A 13,899-nucleotide genomic window follows, 5' to 3' on the forward strand; every position below is an offset into this window, starting at 1 on the left:
CCTGACGTGAGCAATCTGCGCATCGCCCTCTACCAGCCCGACATTCCCGGCAATACCGGCACGATCCTGCGCCTTGCCGCCTGCCTCGGGCTTTGCGTCGACGTGATCGAACCGGCTGGCTTCGACCTCTCCGACCGCAACCTGAAGCGCGCCGGCATGGACTATATCGCCTCGGTGGCGCTCACCCGCCATGTCAACTGGGAGCGCTTCGAAGAGTGGCGAGCGGCGAGCGGACGCCGACTGGTGCTCGCATCTACCAAGGCTGCCCTGCCCTATACGCGCTACGAGTTTCGCCCCGACGACATCCTGCTCTTCGGACGGGAGAGCGCCGGCGTGCCCGACCACGTGCACGAGCGTGCCGACGGCCGAATCCTCATTCCAATGGCGGAGGGCCAGCGCTCGCTGAACATCGCAATCTCCGCCGCAATGATCGCCGGCGAAGCGATCCGGCAGGTTTCTCCAGCCTGACAGTGTAAACATTGCTACCTCCTTGGCTGTCGATCGAGGGGCGCTGCAAGCCGAACCGGCCACCGTCAGTGGTCGGCGCGTTACGCCGCCACCTCGTTGTAGGGTGCGCTCTTGCGCGCCTGTTTCAGAACACGTGCCCACCAGGTCAGCCGGTCGATCATCACGAACAGCGGCGCACGCAATTCCTCGGGCTTGTAGAGGTTGCCGGCAGCGTCGAACTTCGACCACGCCTTGGGGAAAGTGATGCCATCGCGCAGCGTCACCGTATGCAGCTCCCCGAACACCTGGCGCAATTGCTCGACGGCCCGGATGCCGCCCGAGGCGCCGCCATAGGAGACGAAGGAGACAGGCTTTGCGTGCCAGGGCTCGTAGACCGAATCGATCAGTTCCTTGAGCGCCGCCGGATAGCCGTGATTGTATTCGGGCGTGACGATGATGAAGGCGTCGGCCTCGGCGATCTTGCGCTCGAGCCACTCGCCCGGATTGACCGCAGCGCCCAGCCCACGTGACGTCCTCAGCCGCGCCGGATCGATGACCGTCAGGGTGAACACATCAGAAGCCGAAAGTTCCCGGATCAGCCAGTTGGCGACCGTATCGCAGAAGCGACCCTGGCGCGCACTGCCATAGATCACGGCAAGGGTCATTTTCTCAGTCATGGGATCAAGCTCCTGTTGTCGACGTTATGGAGCCAATGCTATAGAACCTCAACAATAGTTGAGGTCAATAGCCATCATGACAATTGTGAAAAGCAGCGAATTGCGCCGCGAACTGACGGTCGGCGAAGTGGCGGAGCGAAGCGGCGTCGCCGTCTCCACCCTGCACTTCTACGAGGCCAAGGGGCTGATCCGCAGCAACCGCACCCGCGGCAACCAGCGCCGTTATCCGCGCAGCGTGCTGCGACGGGTCGCCGTCATCAAGGTGGCCCAGCGCACCGGCATCCCTCTGTCGGAGATCCAGGACGCTTTGTCTGTCCTTCCGGACGATCGTCCGCTTACGGTCGAAGATTGGGGCAGATTGTCCGAAAATTGGCGCGAACAGCTGAACGAACGCATCGCCAACCTGATGGCTTTGCGCGATCACCTGACGGGCTGTATCGGCTGCGGCTGCCTGTCGCTGCGTGAATGTCCGCTGCGCAACCCGCACGACGTGCTGTCGATGGAAGGCGCCGGACCGCGGCTCATGGATGACGATGGCCACCCGTGAGGGCAGTGAAATGGGTCAATCCGCACTCGGCAGGCGGCGCATGGTGAATTCGATCTCGTCGCCATCGAGCTGCCGCCAGCTTTCGACCTCGGTCCAGTAGGCGGCCTTCGGCCAGGTGTCGAACCATTCCCGTGCCTTCGCGCGGGCGGCACTGCGATCGAGCCGAAAGGTTTCCCGCACGAAAAGGCCATCGCCTCGTGTCGGTTTGTCCCGGCGATGCCGGGCGATCTGCCGCCGCAATCCATCGAGCGGCGGGCCTGCAGGTATTCTTGCCATGGGCTATACCTCTGATAACTAAGATAGTGACGGCGCTTGAGCTTTGCCAGAGGATTGTTCTGCGGCAGGCTCGCGCTGCCCATCAGCGCTCTGGTGCGACAGACCGCCCCGAGGTGCTGGACCGGCGTTGCCATCGGCGCGAAAGTGTGAACTGTGGCGACTTCAATCGAATCGGCGGCATTTCATCGGGAAACCCGCCAACAGGACGCAACTTTCCATGGAACGACCGCAGCTCCCCCCGGGCCTCCCCGCAGATATCGAAGTGAAGAAGGCCGAGGCGCGTGCGTGGTTCGAAGGGCTGCGCGACACCATCTGCGCTGCCTTTGAAGGCATCGAGGATGAACTGACGGGTCCCCTCTCCGATCGCGCGCCAGGGCGGTTCGTCGCCAAGGATTGGAGCCGCGACGATGGCAAGGGCGGCGGTGGCCGCATGTCGATGATGGAAGGCCGCGTCTTCGAAAAGGTGGGCGTCCACACCTCGACCGTCTTTGGTGAATTCTCGCCTGAATTCCGCGGCCAGATTCCGGGTGCTGCCGAGGATCCGCGCTTCTGGGCCTCCGGCATTTCGTTGATTGCCCACCCCGTGAACCCCAACGTGCCCGCCGTGCATATGAACACCCGCATGGTGGTGACGACGAGCAACTGGTTCGGCGGCGGCGCCGATCTGACGCCGGTGCTCGATCGTCGTCGCGTCATGACCGATGCGGACACGCAGCTCTTCCATCGCGCTATGGAAATCACCTGCAGCCGCCATGCGGTCGCCGACCACGCCAAGTTCAAGACGTGGTGCGATGACTACTTCTTCCTGCCGCACCGCAACGAGCCGCGTGGCACCGGCGGCATCTTCTACGACTGGCTGCGCTCGTCGGAGGAACAGGGTGGCTGGGATGCGGACTTCGCCTTCACCCGCGACGTGGGCAAGGCCTTTGCCCTCGTCTACCCGAAGATCGTCCGCACCAACTTCAACATGCCCTGGACCGAGGAAGACCGGGATGAGCAGCTCGTGCGGCGCGGTCGCTACGTCGAGTTCAACCTGCTCTATGACCGCGGCACGATCTTCGGCCTGAAGACCGGCGGCAACGTGGAGTCGATCCTGTCGTCGCTGCCCCCGGTGGTGCGCTGGCCCTAAGACAAGCACAGAGAGCGTTTCGCCAGGCAAGAACGCTCTCGCCACCTCAACTGCAGATCCGCACCTTCTTAGGGATGACCCGGCCATAGGCGCCGTAGGTCTTGACGGTTTTGACGACGCAGCTCTGCCTGTAGCCATAGCTGTAGTTCCCGGCCTGCGCCGGTATGCCGAAGGCAAGTGCCATCGCTATCGCCAGAGCCATGGCGAAAAAAGAGCCGCGCATCGATATGTCCCCTGCATGCTGATCGTGACCGCGACAGATCCCGTCGCTTGAGGAGACACATGGCACGACTGAGGATTTCCCGCTGTTTCGAATGAAACAGGCGAACAAAGCGTGGCATCCAACGTTTCCTCTGCGTTGAGCGAGGTGGATGTCATGATTTTCAAGAAGCGAACATTCTACGGCGACGAGCCGGAGCGGCAGGCCGCGGATCACCCGGCCGAGCTCGAGCGCCGCGTTGCCCATTTTCTGGCGGTAGCCCCCGGCCTCGATGCCGCCGATCTCACGGTGACTGCCAAGGGCAACACGATCATCCTTGCCGGCTTCGTCGCGACCGCGGCCGAAGTTGCCCGCGCCGAAGAGGCAGCAAGGCACATGCAAGGCGTCGCGGAAGTGGTCAACCGGATCGAAATAGCCGGCGCAAAATAGAAGGCGTCAGATAGAGCCCAGCGTCCAGCTGACGATCTCGGCGGAAACGCTGGCAAAGGCCTGGTCCATCGCCTTGATGAAGGCCGGGTTGCCCGCACCCTTCACGCTGGCCGTGGCGCGAAACGCCTTTTGCACCCGCACCGTGCCATTGCGGTCGTTGAGGATTTTCGCGAAGATTTCGACAACGGCCGTATCTGCACCTTCCGTCGAGATCTCGAAGGCGCGGATTTCGGTGATGAGCTGGTAGTCGATCGCAAGGCCCTGGCCCGGCTTGCCGACGCCGCCGATCTTGCCGGTGTCTTCGAAGGCCTGCACGAGCTTCGATTGCACCAGCTTCGGCAGGCGGTCGCTCCATTGTGCCTTGGAGAGAAATTGCAGCTCGGAACCGGACAGGCGGATGACGACCTGGTCGCTGTCGAGCGCCTTCAGCGCCGTCGGCTCGGGCACCAGGATTTGTTTGCCGGTCGATGCCCGTCCTTCAACGAGAGGTGTAGCCGAAAGGCTGTACGTGTCGTTGACGGCTTTCGTACCGCAGCCGGCAAGTCCGGCTGCCAGCACGAAAATCAGGGCGGAGCGCCATGCTCCTGCTACTCGCACACCCACCAGCCCCGGAAAACTCATACTGCCAATACCCTTGTCCCACACACCTTGGCGCGCCCTTGATCGAAAGCACACCGCTTGGCCCCACACCGGTCCTGCCGCCCCGAATCAGCGCCGGGTACGGCCATCATATTGCTTCACCGTCTCGCCGCCAAAGAGAAGACGCTGCGGGTTCTTGTCGAATGTGGAGATGGTGTTCTCCAGGCTCTGGACCGTACGCCGCGTATCGGTGACGAGTGCTTCGACGTCGCGCAGGCCCGAGCCCGAGAAGCGCTTGAGGTTGTCGGCGATCGGGCCGATCTGCGCATTGAGATTGTCGGCCATCTTGCGGAATGACGCGAGCGTCGCGCGGGCGTCAGCCGAAAGCGAAGGCGCATCCGCATCACCAAGGAAACCATCGACCTTGACGAGAATGCTGTCGACCCGGTTGGCAGAGGCGTTCAACTTGCTTGCCAACTGGGTGACATCGGTGATGGTACGGTCGATATCCTGCTGCCGCGCCGTGATCTTTTCGGCAAATGCGGAAATGTTGGCGACCGTCTTTCGGGCGTCTGCGGTCGCTGCTGTGATGTCGTTGACGACGAGCTCGACCTTCTCCTTGTCCACCGAGGCCACCAGCGTATCGACCCGCTCCAGCGTCTTCTGGGCGTTCTTGCCGAACTGGTCATAGGTCTCGACCGTTCGACGCAGCGCAGCAAGCGTCTCCGTCACTCCGCCCGAAGCCGCCTTCAGGTCGTTGCTGATCTGCTCGACGTTCGAAACGATGTGGTCGATCTTCTTCGGATCCACCGACTTCACCAGGGTCTCGGCAGCCTCGAGGGTCGAATCGAGTTTCTTGGAGGCTGCGCTGACCGAACCGGAAAGCTCCGTCACGCTTCTGAGGAAATCGTCAATCGCGCCGGAATTGTTGGCAAGCGCCGTCGAGAACGTCTCCGCATTGCCGATTGTTTTCGTCAGCGGGCCGCGCACATCGGTCACAAAACCCTGGATGTCGGTGATGGCGTCGTTGGCCCGGTCCATGATCTGGTCGGCAGTCGCCAGCAGGCTGGTAACGCTCGACTGATCCGCAAGGATGCGCGCCTGTGTGCCATTTTCGATCGCGGATCTCAGGATGTTCTCGTCGCCCTTGCGGCCGCCGCTGAGCTCGATATAGGCGGCGCCCGTCAGGCCCTGCACTTCCAGCGTCGCCTTGGTCGATTTCAGTACCGGCGCATCGATCGAAACCTCGGTGACGGCAATCGAATAGCGCGGGTCATTGGCGTCGATCGCAAGATTGCGCACCGTGCCGACGGGGATACCGTTGAAGCGTACCGGCGAACCGACGGAAAGACCGTTGGCGGAACCCGGAATATTGACCACCAGCTCGACCATCTCGCCGCTGCGGCCATATTGCGACATCCAGTAGACGAAGCCGAATGCGGCCGCGATCACGAACACCGTGAAGAAACCGACAATGGCGTAATTCGCTTTCGTTTCCATTCGTACCGACTACCTTCGTGGCCGCTTCACCGGCTCTTGCTCCGATCTCGACACGTGAGCGTCAAAACCGCCTTCTCGAATCATTGATCGTTCCGCACGATCGAACGCGCCCGCTTGCCCCTGAAGTAGGACTGCACCCAGGGGTCGTCGCAGGCCAGCATGTCCTCCACGGTCCCTTCGACCAGAACCTTCTTCTTGCCGAGAACCGCGATGCGGTCACAGACGGAAAACAGGCTGTCGAGGTCGTGAGTCACCATATACACGGTCAATCCCAGCGTGTCGCGCAGCTTGGCAATCAACTCGTCGAACTCGGCAGCCCCGATCGGGTCGAGGCCCGAGGTCGGCTCGTCCAGGAAGACCAGGTCGGGATCGAGCGCCAGTGCGCGTGCGAGAGCCGCGCGCTTGATCATGCCACCCGAAAGCTCCGACGGGTATTTTTCCGCCGCTTCCGGCTCCAGGCCGACCAACTCGATCTTCACCCGCGCCAGTTCGTCCATCAGGCTCTGCGGCAGATCGAGATATTCCCGCATCGGCACCTGGATGTTCTCGCGCACCGTCAGCGCCGAAAAGAGCGCGCCATGCTGGAAGAGAACGCCGAGGCGCATGTCGAGCGCGATGCGCTCGGCTTCGGTGATCTTGTCGTAGTCGGCGCCCAAGATCTCGATCTTGCCGGAACGCTTCGCCAGCAACCTGAGCACGGTGCGCATCAGCACCGACTTGCCCGTGCCGGAAGCGCCGACGAAACCAAGGATCTCGCCGCGGTAGATTTCGAGGTTCAGCTTGTCGAGCACGATGTTGGAGCCGAAGCCCACCGTCAGGTCACGGACGGAAAGAACGGACTCCCGCCCGTTCGCCTCGGTCGCCTGGTACGCATCGTGCTGTTTTTCCAATGGGTTCACGCTGTTCTCCGCCTCAAAAATCGATTGACGCGTAGAACATGGCGAAGAGCCCGTCGATCAGGATCACGACGAAGATCGATTTGACCACCGAGGACGTCACGTGGCGGCCAAGCGATTCCGCGCTGCCGCCGACCTTCAACCCCTCGACGGCCGCCACCACCCCGATGATCAGCGCCATGAACGGCGCCTTGATCATGCCGGCGGCGACGGACGAAAAATCGACCGCTTCCTGCAGACGGGCGAGGAAGGTCGGGATAGTGATGCCGGAATAGCCCCAGGCAACCAGAGCGGCACCGGTCAAGGCCGCGAAGTTCGCGATGATCGTCAAGAGCGGCAGCGCGACGGTGAGCGCGACGAGGCGCGGAAAGACGAGAACGCCGATCGGGCTCAGCCCCATCACCTTCAGCGCGTCCACTTCCTCGCGCATCTTCATCGAACCGATTTCGGCGGTGATGGCACTGCCGGAACGGCCGGCGATCATGATCGCCGTGAGAAGAACGCCGATTTCACGCAATTGCAGGATGCCGACGAGATCGACGACGAAGACTTCCGCACCGAAGTAGCGGAGCTGGAACGCGCCCTGCTGCGCAATGATCGCACCGATCAGGAACGACATCAGCATGATGATCGGCACTGCCATCACGCCCATCCGGTCGATCTGATGAACGATCGCCGCCGGCGAGACACCGCTGTGCCGCCCAAGCTTCAGCTGGGCGCCGCGCACCGCAGAGCCAAGAATGTACATGGCAGCGACGATATCTTCCCAGGTCGCGATCATGACCTCGCCGACCGGCGCGAATATGCGCTGGAACAGCGGCACCCGCTCCTTGCCTTCATCGGGCGAACGCAGTTCTGCCGGCAAGGCGTCGATCAGCTCGACATAACGCTGCCCGCCGTCGGCGAAGTGAACGTCATCTCTGGACGGCCCGACGACACGGGTCACGAAGCGGCGGATGATCCAGGCCCCGGCCGTATCCATCGCGGTCACGCCGGACAGGTCGAACTGAGCGGCGCTGTCACCCTTGCGCGCGAGCTGGTCCAGCTTCGCCGCCATCGCCTCGGCTGTTTCATGCCGCCAGACGCCGGTGAAGACATAGCTTCGCTCGCCACCACTTTCGGCCAGCGCGACATCAGCGGTCATCTTGCGGGCAGGTTGCGACACGTGGCTTCTGTTTTCCCGAATTTCTACTGCATAATTCCCTGGATCGGGGTCGGTCTCAGGACAAATTTATGCAGCGGGCCTAAAGTGTTACAGCGAACTTTGCGCATCTCAACGCACGTCGCCGTAAAGATTCGTAAATCCTTACACCGTCATAACCGCTCGTATCGTTGCTGTCACCCGAACCTTCGACCGGTGGCGATACCAGCCCTTCAGAATGCAGGCCGGAGACGTTTTCATGTCACTTTCTCTCGATGCAGCGGTGGAACATTTCCCGATCGCAGGCACCTTTACGATCTCGCGCGGCTCCAAGACGACGGCGAGCGTCGTTACTTGCCGAATCAGTGACGGCACCCACACCGGTTCCGGCGAGTGCGTGCCCTACGGCCGCTACGGTGAAACGATCGATTCAGTGTTGGCCGAGATCGCTTCCATTCGCCCGCGCATCGAGGCTGGCCTGACCCGTGTCGAACTGCAGCGCCAAATGAAACCAGGCGCCGCACGAAATGCCGTCGATTGTGCACTGTGGGACCTGGAGGCCAAACAGAAAAACAAGCCTGTTCATGCGCTTGCGGGCATAGCCTCACCCGACGCACTGACCACCGCCTACACGTTATCGCTCGCCGAGCCAGACGCCATGCGCGAACAGGCGGCGAAATATGCCCACCGCGCACTCCTCAAGATCAAGGTCGGCACACCGGACGATGCCGCGCGTATCCGCGCCGTACGGGCCGGCGCGCCTGAGAGCCACATCATCCTCGATGCCAATGAGGGTTGGACGCCCGAAACCCTCGCCTATCACTTCGCAATCTGCGCCGAGGAACGGATCGACCTGATCGAACAACCGCTGCCCGCCGGGCGCGACGAGGCACTGGCGACGATTGCCCGCCCCGTACCCATTTGTGCGGATGAAAGCGTGCACGCGACCGAGGACCTCGCCGCGCTCGTCGGCCGCTACGACGCGGTCAACATCAAGCTCGACAAGACCGGCGGCCTCACCGAGGCGTTGCGCATGCGTGATGAAGCCGTATCCCTCGGCCTTAAGGTCATGGTCGGCTGCATGGTCGGCAGTTCGCTGGCGATGGCGCCGGCGATCCTGGTGGCCCAGGGCGCCGATTTCGTCGACCTCGACGGACCGCTGCTGCTCGCCGAAGACCGCACGCCCGGCCTGCGCTACGAGGCTTCCCTGGTCTTCCCGCCGGAGCCGCGCCTCTGGGGCTGAAGATACCAGGCGGCGACCGCAAAGCAGCAGCCGGCAAAGGCGACGACCGACATCGAATAGAACCCCTTCACCCCGTACCAGGCGTAGAAGTAGCCCGATAGGAACGTCAAGATCGCGGTGAAGATGCCGGTGTAGAAGAAGTAGAGCCCCTGGGCGGACGCTTCCTGGGATTCCACCACCCGCTCGACGAGCTTGTGCTGCATGCCGGTGTGCATGATCGCATAGGTGAAGGCGTGGAAGCACTGGAGGATGAAGTAGCCGCTGAAACCGAGATCCATCGGGAAGATGATCCAGCGCACCACGGCGAGCGAACAGCCCGACAGGATCATCACCCAGACGCTGAAACGGCGGCTGATCGCCTTGGCGAAGATGAACATCGTCACTTCGGCGGCCACGCCCGCGCTCCAGAGCAGGCCGATCTCGGTGCCGCTGTAGCCGATGTGCTGCCAGTAGATCGCCGAGAAAGCAAAAAGCATCGCGTGGCTGGCATTGACCAGCGTCACACCGATCAGGAGCAGCTGCAGGTCGAGCTGCTTGAGCGACTTCGGCGGCGGCTCGGTGAGTGCAGTGATCGGCGATGGCCGGCGCGGCTTTCCCACGCGCGGCGCCGCATAGGCCATGGCAATTGTCAGGCCGAAACCGATCGCCATCGCCGGCAGCACCATGTCGCTGCCGAATATGCCGACCATCCAGCCACCGAGCATTGTCGCACCGATGAAGGCGACCGAGCCCCAGAGCCGCATGTGGGCGTAGTCGAAGCCCCAGCGGCGGACGCCGGAAAGCGCGATCGCCTCGACGATCGGCACATAGGGCGAATAGACCGCCGATTGCAGCGTGTAGATGACCAGCACCGGCCAGAAGTCGCGAAAGTAAAACAACACCAGAGCGGTTGCAAGCGACAGGAAGCCGGACCAGATCAGCACGATCGTCCGCTCGCCAAGGCGGTCGGCGATGACGCCGGCGATCGGCGCGGTGATGACGCGCACGAACATCGGCAGCGCCAGCACGACGCCGATCTCGAAGTCGCTCATCGAGAGCGTGCTGAGCCACATCGGAAAATACGGCATCGCGAAGCCGTTGACGATCAACGGCGCGCAGAAGAGCAAGGCGATGCGAAGCGCGAAATGGCGCGGCGGAGGGCCCACGGATGCGGGCGCTGAGGAGGGAATCATCGGCTGACCTGATGGCTGTGCTCAATCTCTAGCACAGCCCTGGCATGCCTCGCCATAACCTAGTTTTCGCGACAGGAGGTGACCTGTCGCTCTCCGGTTACGCAGCGCGCTGTGTCAGCAATTGGGCAAGCAGCTTGTCGGCTTCACCAGAGGCTTCGCCCTCAAGCGCGCCACCGCGCATCTGATGCCAGGTGATGAGTTCCATCGTGCCATCATGGTGCTCGGCGATCGCCGTGCAGCTTTCCACCCAGTCACCGGTATTGATGTAGCGGATATCGCCGATGTCCTCGATGACGGCATGGTGTATGTGGCCGCAGATCACCCCTTGAGCGTCGTGGCGGCGGGCTTCCTCGGCAACCACCTTCTGGAATTCGCCGATGAAGTTGACGGCGTGCTTCACCTGGAGCTTGGCCCAGGAGGAGAACGACCAATAGGGCATGCCGAGGCGGCGGCGAATGGCGGCCAGGCCGATGTTGATGGCGATCGCCGTGTCATAGGCCCAGTCGCCGAGATAGGCGAGTACGCGGGCATTGCGGACCACGACGTCGAATTCGTCGCCGTGCAGCACCAGATAGTTACGGCCGTCGGCACCCTCGTGCATGTAGCGCTGCGCCACCTCGATGCCGCCGAAGTGCACGCCGGGAAAATCGCGCAGGAACTCGTCGTGATTGCCGGGGATGTAGACGATGCGGGTGCCCTTGCGGGCCTTGCGCAAGAGCTTCTGGACGACGTCGTTGCAGTTCTGCGGCCAGTACCAGCTGCGCTTCAGCCTCCAGCCGTCGACGATGTCGCCGACCAGCACGATCGTCTCCGCTTCGTGATGCCGCAGGAAATCGAGCAGGAAGTCCGTCTTGGCGGCCTTCGACCCGAGATGGACGTCGGAGATGAACAACGTCCTGAGCTTTCGTACGGAGTTGTCTTGCTGCGCCGTCATGCCAGCCTCGTCTTTAATTACGCTTCCTGCCCCCGTGAAAACCAGACTCGTGTTTCAGGAAGATGACATGAGCGCCTTGCCGCCGGTCTGGCCGCCGAAATCAGCACGGCAAAACTGTACCTCGCTCCGAATTCATGCCAAAAGGCACGACCACGAATGAGGAATGTGAGAGCATGAACACGGGCGACAAGACGAAATCCCACATCGGTCCGGCCAGCGGCGACATCGACCAGCAGGCCCTTTTCTTCCACCGTTACCCGCGCCCGGGAAAGCTCGAAATCCAGCCCACCAAGCCGCTCGGCAACCAGCGCGATCTGGCACTCGCCTATTCGCCCGGCGTGGCCGCGCCATGCATCGCCATCCGCGACAACCCGGAAACGGCCGCCGACTACACGGCGCGCGCCAACCTGGTCGCGGTCATCTCCAACGGCACGGCCGTGCTCGGTCTCGGCAATATCGGGCCGCTCGCCTCCAAGCCGGTGATGGAAGGCAAGGCCGTCCTTTTCAAGAAGTTCGCCGGCATTGACGTCTTCGACATCGAGATCGACGCTTCGTCCATCGAGCGCATGGTCGACGTGATCTCGGCGCTGGAGCCGACCTTCGGCGGCATCAACCTTGAAGACATCAAGGCACCGGAATGTTTCGAGGTTGAGCGCCAGCTGCGTGAAAAGATGCAGATCCCGGTCTTCCATGACGACCAGCACGGAACCGCGATCATCGTCGCCGCCGCCATCCTCAACGGCCTGGAACTCGCCGGCAAGGATATCGCCAAGGCGAAGATCGTGACGTCGGGTGCCGGTGCGGCAGCACTCGCCTGCCTCAACCTGCTCGTCATCCTCGGCGCCAAGCGCGAGAACATCTGGGTGCACGATCTCGAGGGCCTCGTCTACAAGGGCCGCGAGGTGCTGATGGACGAGTGGAAGTCCATCTACGCCCAGGAGAGCGACAACCGCGTGCTCGCCGACAGCATCGGCGGCGCAGACGTCTTCCTCGGCCTTTCCGCTGCCGGCGTCCTGAAGCCGGAGCTGCTGGTTCAGATGGCCGAAAAGCCGCTGATCATGGCGCTTGCCAACCCGACGCCGGAAATCATGCCGGAAGAGGCCCGTGCCGCCCGCCCGGATGCGATGATCTGCACCGGCCGCTCGGACTTCCCGAACCAGGTCAACAACGTTCTGTGCTTCCCGCACATCTTCCGCGGCGCGCTCGATTGCGGCGCAAGCACGATCAACGAAGAAATGAAGATGGCGGCGGTCCGCGCCATTGCCGGCCTTGCCCGCGAGGAGCCGTCCGACGTTGCCGCCCGCGCCTATTCCGGCGAAACCCCGGTCTTCGGCCCCGACTACCTGATCCCCTCGCCCTTCGATCAGCGCCTGATCCTCAGGATCGCGCCGGCCGTCGCCAAGGCGGCCGAGGAAAGCGGCGTCGCCACCCGCCCGATCCAGGATTATGACGCCTATCTCGACAAGCTGAACCGCTTCGTATTCCGCTCGGGCTTCATCATGAAGCCGGTGTTTGCCGCCGCGAAGAACGCCCAGAAAAACCGCGTGATCTTTGCCGAGGGCGAAGACGAGCGCGTGCTTCGCGCCGCCCAGGTGCTGCTGGAAGAAAGCACGGCCCGGCCGATCCTGATCGGGCGTCCGCAAATTATCGAGACGCGCCTGCGCCGTTATGGCCTGCGCATCCGTCCGGATGTCGATTTCGAAGTGGTGAACCCCGAAGGCGATCCGCGCTACCGCGACTATGTCGAGGATTACTTCGCCCTTGTCGGACGCCTCGGCGTCATCCCGGAAGCGGCCCGTACGATCGTGCGCACCAATACGACGGTGATCGGTGCGCTTGCAGTCAAGCGCGGCGAAGCCGATGCGCTGATCTGCGGCGTCGAAGGCCGGTACTCCAGGCACATGCGCGACGTTTCGCAGATCATCGGCAAGCGTGAAGGCGTGCTCGACTTCTCGGCGCTCAGCCTGCTGATCTCGCAGCGCGGCGCGACCTTCTTCACCGACACCTATGTCAGCTACTGCCCGAGCGCCGAGGAGATCGCGCAGACAACCGTCATGGCCGCGCAGGAAATCCGCCGCTTCGGCATCACGCCGCGTGCAGCGCTCGTCTCGCATTCGAACTTCGGTTCGCGCGATTCGGAAAGCGCCACCAAGATGCGCAAGGCGCTTCAGCTCGTGCGCGAACTCGCACCCGATCTCGAAGTCGACGGCGAAATGCACGGCGATGCGGCGATCTCGGAAGCGCTGCGCCAACGCGTCATGCCGGACAGCAGCCTGCCGGGCGAAGCCAACCTCCTGGTCTTCCCCAATCTCGATGCCGCCAACATCACGCTCGGCGTCGTCAAGACCATGACCGACAGCCTGCATGTCGGTCCAATCCTGCTGGGTTCGGCGCTTCCCGCGCACATCCTTTCGCCTTCGGTCACATCGCGCGGTGTCGTCAACATGGCGGCCCTCGCGGTCGTCGAAGCCAGCCATCCGGGCTGAAATGATACCGCGGAGATCGCCTTCGATCTTCGCAGCTATCAGGCGCCAGACCGGCGCCCCCAATGCCATATCCAGACGTCGCGCAATTGTTGAGCGCGACGCTCTATCGCCCGAGAATCACAGCGGAATCATCCTCTGCTGCCCGCTCGCGCGATCCGGTCGCAAGAACCGGCAATCGAAAATTGCAAAATTGGCATCACACACCAAACGGGTAAGTTTGCGC

15 protein-coding genes are annotated in these 13,899 nt (G+C 62.7%); 6 read left to right on the forward strand and 9 right to left on the reverse strand.

Annotated elements, in window-relative coordinates; genetic code table 11:
- Positions 1-6: 6 nt before the first annotated feature.
- On the forward strand, positions 7-468 hold the full coding sequence (locus tag ACTJKE_RS16145; RefSeq protein WP_057248894.1) for a tRNA (cytidine(34)-2'-O)-methyltransferase: 462 nt from the start codon (positions 7-9) through the stop codon (positions 466-468).
- An 80-nt stretch (positions 469-548) separates the two neighbouring features.
- On the opposite strand, the gene ACTJKE_RS16150 is transcribed toward ACTJKE_RS16145, so the two are convergent.
- Positions 549-1,124, reverse strand: a complete 576-nt coding sequence (locus ACTJKE_RS16150) for an NADPH-dependent FMN reductase (protein WP_058324092.1) — start codon at positions 1,122-1,124, stop codon at positions 549-551.
- A gap of 76 nt (positions 1,125-1,200) precedes the next feature.
- Here ACTJKE_RS16150 and soxR point away from each other — a divergent pair, with 76 nt between their 5' ends.
- A complete protein-coding gene (gene soxR / locus ACTJKE_RS16155; RefSeq protein ID WP_058328278.1) occupies positions 1,201-1,671 on the forward strand; it encodes a redox-sensitive transcriptional activator SoxR in 471 nt (156 codons plus the stop codon).
- Between the two features lie 15 nt (positions 1,672-1,686).
- Here soxR and ACTJKE_RS16160 read toward each other — a convergent pair whose 3' ends face one another.
- A complete protein-coding gene (locus ACTJKE_RS16160) occupies positions 1,687-1,947 on the reverse strand; it encodes a hypothetical protein (RefSeq protein ID WP_057248891.1) in 261 nt (86 codons plus the stop codon).
- Positions 1,948-2,164: 217 nt separating this feature from the next.
- On the opposite strand from ACTJKE_RS16160, the gene hemF reads away from it, so the two are divergent.
- Positions 2,165-3,076 (forward strand): oxygen-dependent coproporphyrinogen oxidase, encoded by a 912-nt coding sequence (gene hemF / locus ACTJKE_RS16165; protein WP_058324091.1) that lies wholly within the window; start codon positions 2,165-2,167, stop codon positions 3,074-3,076.
- Between the two features lie 46 nt (positions 3,077-3,122).
- Here the strand turns inward: hemF and ACTJKE_RS16170 are convergent, their stop codons facing one another.
- Complete coding sequence (locus ACTJKE_RS16170; protein WP_156433193.1) at positions 3,123-3,299, reverse strand: hypothetical protein; 177 nt, start codon at positions 3,297-3,299, stop codon at positions 3,123-3,125.
- 153 nt (positions 3,300-3,452) lie between these two features.
- Here ACTJKE_RS16170 and ACTJKE_RS16175 point away from each other — a divergent pair, with 153 nt between their 5' ends.
- Positions 3,453-3,725 carry a BON domain-containing protein gene (locus ACTJKE_RS16175; protein WP_058324195.1) on the forward strand — a complete coding sequence of 91 codons (273 nt, stop codon included), beginning with the start codon at positions 3,453-3,455 and terminating at the stop codon, positions 3,723-3,725.
- A 6-nt stretch (positions 3,726-3,731) separates the two neighbouring features.
- Here the strand turns inward: ACTJKE_RS16175 and ACTJKE_RS16180 are convergent, their stop codons facing one another.
- The 4 genes from ACTJKE_RS16180 to ACTJKE_RS16195 all read right to left on the reverse strand — a co-directional run bounded on the left by ACTJKE_RS16180 (position 3,732) and on the right by ACTJKE_RS16195 (position 7,844).
- Complete coding sequence (locus tag ACTJKE_RS16180) at positions 3,732-4,346, reverse strand: ABC-type transport auxiliary lipoprotein family protein (RefSeq protein ID WP_058324090.1); 615 nt, start codon at positions 4,344-4,346, stop codon at positions 3,732-3,734.
- Between the two features lie 87 nt (positions 4,347-4,433).
- On the reverse strand, positions 4,434-5,804 hold the full coding sequence (locus ACTJKE_RS16185; RefSeq protein ID WP_057248888.1) for an MlaD family protein: 1,371 nt from the start codon (positions 5,802-5,804) through the stop codon (positions 4,434-4,436).
- A gap of 80 nt (positions 5,805-5,884) precedes the next feature.
- Positions 5,885-6,694 carry an ABC transporter ATP-binding protein gene (locus ACTJKE_RS16190; protein ID WP_058324089.1) on the reverse strand — a complete coding sequence of 270 codons (810 nt, stop codon included), beginning with the start codon at positions 6,692-6,694 and terminating at the stop codon, positions 5,885-5,887.
- A 22-nt stretch (positions 6,695-6,716) separates the two neighbouring features.
- Positions 6,717-7,844 (reverse strand): ABC transporter permease, encoded by a 1,128-nt coding sequence (locus ACTJKE_RS16195; protein ID WP_082641105.1) that lies wholly within the window; start codon positions 7,842-7,844, stop codon positions 6,717-6,719.
- 256 nt (positions 7,845-8,100) lie between these two features.
- On the opposite strand from ACTJKE_RS16195, the gene dgcA reads away from it, so the two are divergent.
- Entirely contained in the window at positions 8,101-9,084 is a 984-nt protein-coding gene (gene dgcA, locus ACTJKE_RS16200) for an N-acetyl-D-Glu racemase DgcA (protein ID WP_113514091.1), read from the forward strand.
- On the opposite strand, the gene ACTJKE_RS16205 is transcribed toward dgcA, so the two are convergent.
- Together ACTJKE_RS16205 and ACTJKE_RS16210 are read right to left on the reverse strand one after the other, a co-directional pair.
- Positions 9,036-10,256, reverse strand: coding sequence for an MFS transporter (locus ACTJKE_RS16205; RefSeq protein ID WP_093233011.1), 1,221 nt, complete (start codon positions 10,254-10,256; stop codon positions 9,036-9,038). The two genes, dgcA and ACTJKE_RS16205, sit on opposite strands and share 49 nt — an antisense overlap.
- A 97-nt stretch (positions 10,257-10,353) precedes the next feature.
- Positions 10,354-11,190: a UDP-2,3-diacylglucosamine diphosphatase gene (locus tag ACTJKE_RS16210; RefSeq protein ID WP_058324085.1), complete on the reverse strand. Its 837-nt coding sequence runs from the start codon at positions 11,188-11,190 to the stop codon at positions 10,354-10,356.
- Between the two features lie 173 nt (positions 11,191-11,363).
- On the opposite strand from ACTJKE_RS16210, the gene ACTJKE_RS16215 reads away from it, so the two are divergent.
- A complete protein-coding gene (locus ACTJKE_RS16215) occupies positions 11,364-13,676 on the forward strand; it encodes an NADP-dependent malic enzyme (RefSeq protein WP_057248882.1) in 2,313 nt (770 codons plus the stop codon).
- Positions 13,677-13,899: the final 223 nt, after the last annotated feature.

Origin of the sequence: Ensifer sp. 22521, from assembly GCF_052044795.1 — a bacterium.
Classification (GTDB): domain Bacteria; phylum Pseudomonadota; class Alphaproteobacteria; order Rhizobiales; family Rhizobiaceae; genus Ensifer.

Coding starts and splice junctions, on each gene's coding strand:
- ACTJKE_RS16150 (WP_058324092.1), bottom strand. CDS start 1,124: ATGACTGAGAAAATGACCCTTGCCGTGATCTATGGCAGTGCGCGCCAG.
- hemF (WP_058324091.1), top strand. CDS start 2,165: ATGGAACGACCGCAGCTCCCCCCGGGCCTCCCCGCAGATATCGAAGTG.
- ACTJKE_RS16215 (WP_057248882.1), top strand. CDS start 11,364: ATGAACACGGGCGACAAGACGAAATCCCACATCGGTCCGGCCAGCGGC.
- ACTJKE_RS16185 (WP_057248888.1), bottom strand. CDS start 5,804: ATGGAAACGAAAGCGAATTACGCCATTGTCGGTTTCTTCACGGTGTTC.
- ACTJKE_RS16170 (WP_156433193.1), bottom strand. CDS start 3,299: ATGCGCGGCTCTTTTTTCGCCATGGCTCTGGCGATAGCGATGGCACTT.
- soxR (WP_058328278.1), top strand. CDS start 1,201: ATGACAATTGTGAAAAGCAGCGAATTGCGCCGCGAACTGACGGTCGGC.
- ACTJKE_RS16195 (WP_082641105.1), bottom strand. CDS start 7,844: ATGACCGCTGATGTCGCGCTGGCCGAAAGTGGTGGCGAGCGAAGCTAT.
- dgcA (WP_113514091.1), top strand. CDS start 8,101: ATGTCACTTTCTCTCGATGCAGCGGTGGAACATTTCCCGATCGCAGGC.
- ACTJKE_RS16175 (WP_058324195.1), top strand. CDS start 3,453: ATGATTTTCAAGAAGCGAACATTCTACGGCGACGAGCCGGAGCGGCAG.
- ACTJKE_RS16205 (WP_093233011.1), bottom strand. CDS start 10,256: ATGATTCCCTCCTCAGCGCCCGCATCCGTGGGCCCTCCGCCGCGCCAT.
- ACTJKE_RS16180 (WP_058324090.1), bottom strand. CDS start 4,346: ATGAGTTTTCCGGGGCTGGTGGGTGTGCGAGTAGCAGGAGCATGGCGC.
- ACTJKE_RS16160 (WP_057248891.1), bottom strand. CDS start 1,947: ATGGCAAGAATACCTGCAGGCCCGCCGCTCGATGGATTGCGGCGGCAG.
- ACTJKE_RS16210 (WP_058324085.1), bottom strand. CDS start 11,190: ATGACGGCGCAGCAAGACAACTCCGTACGAAAGCTCAGGACGTTGTTC.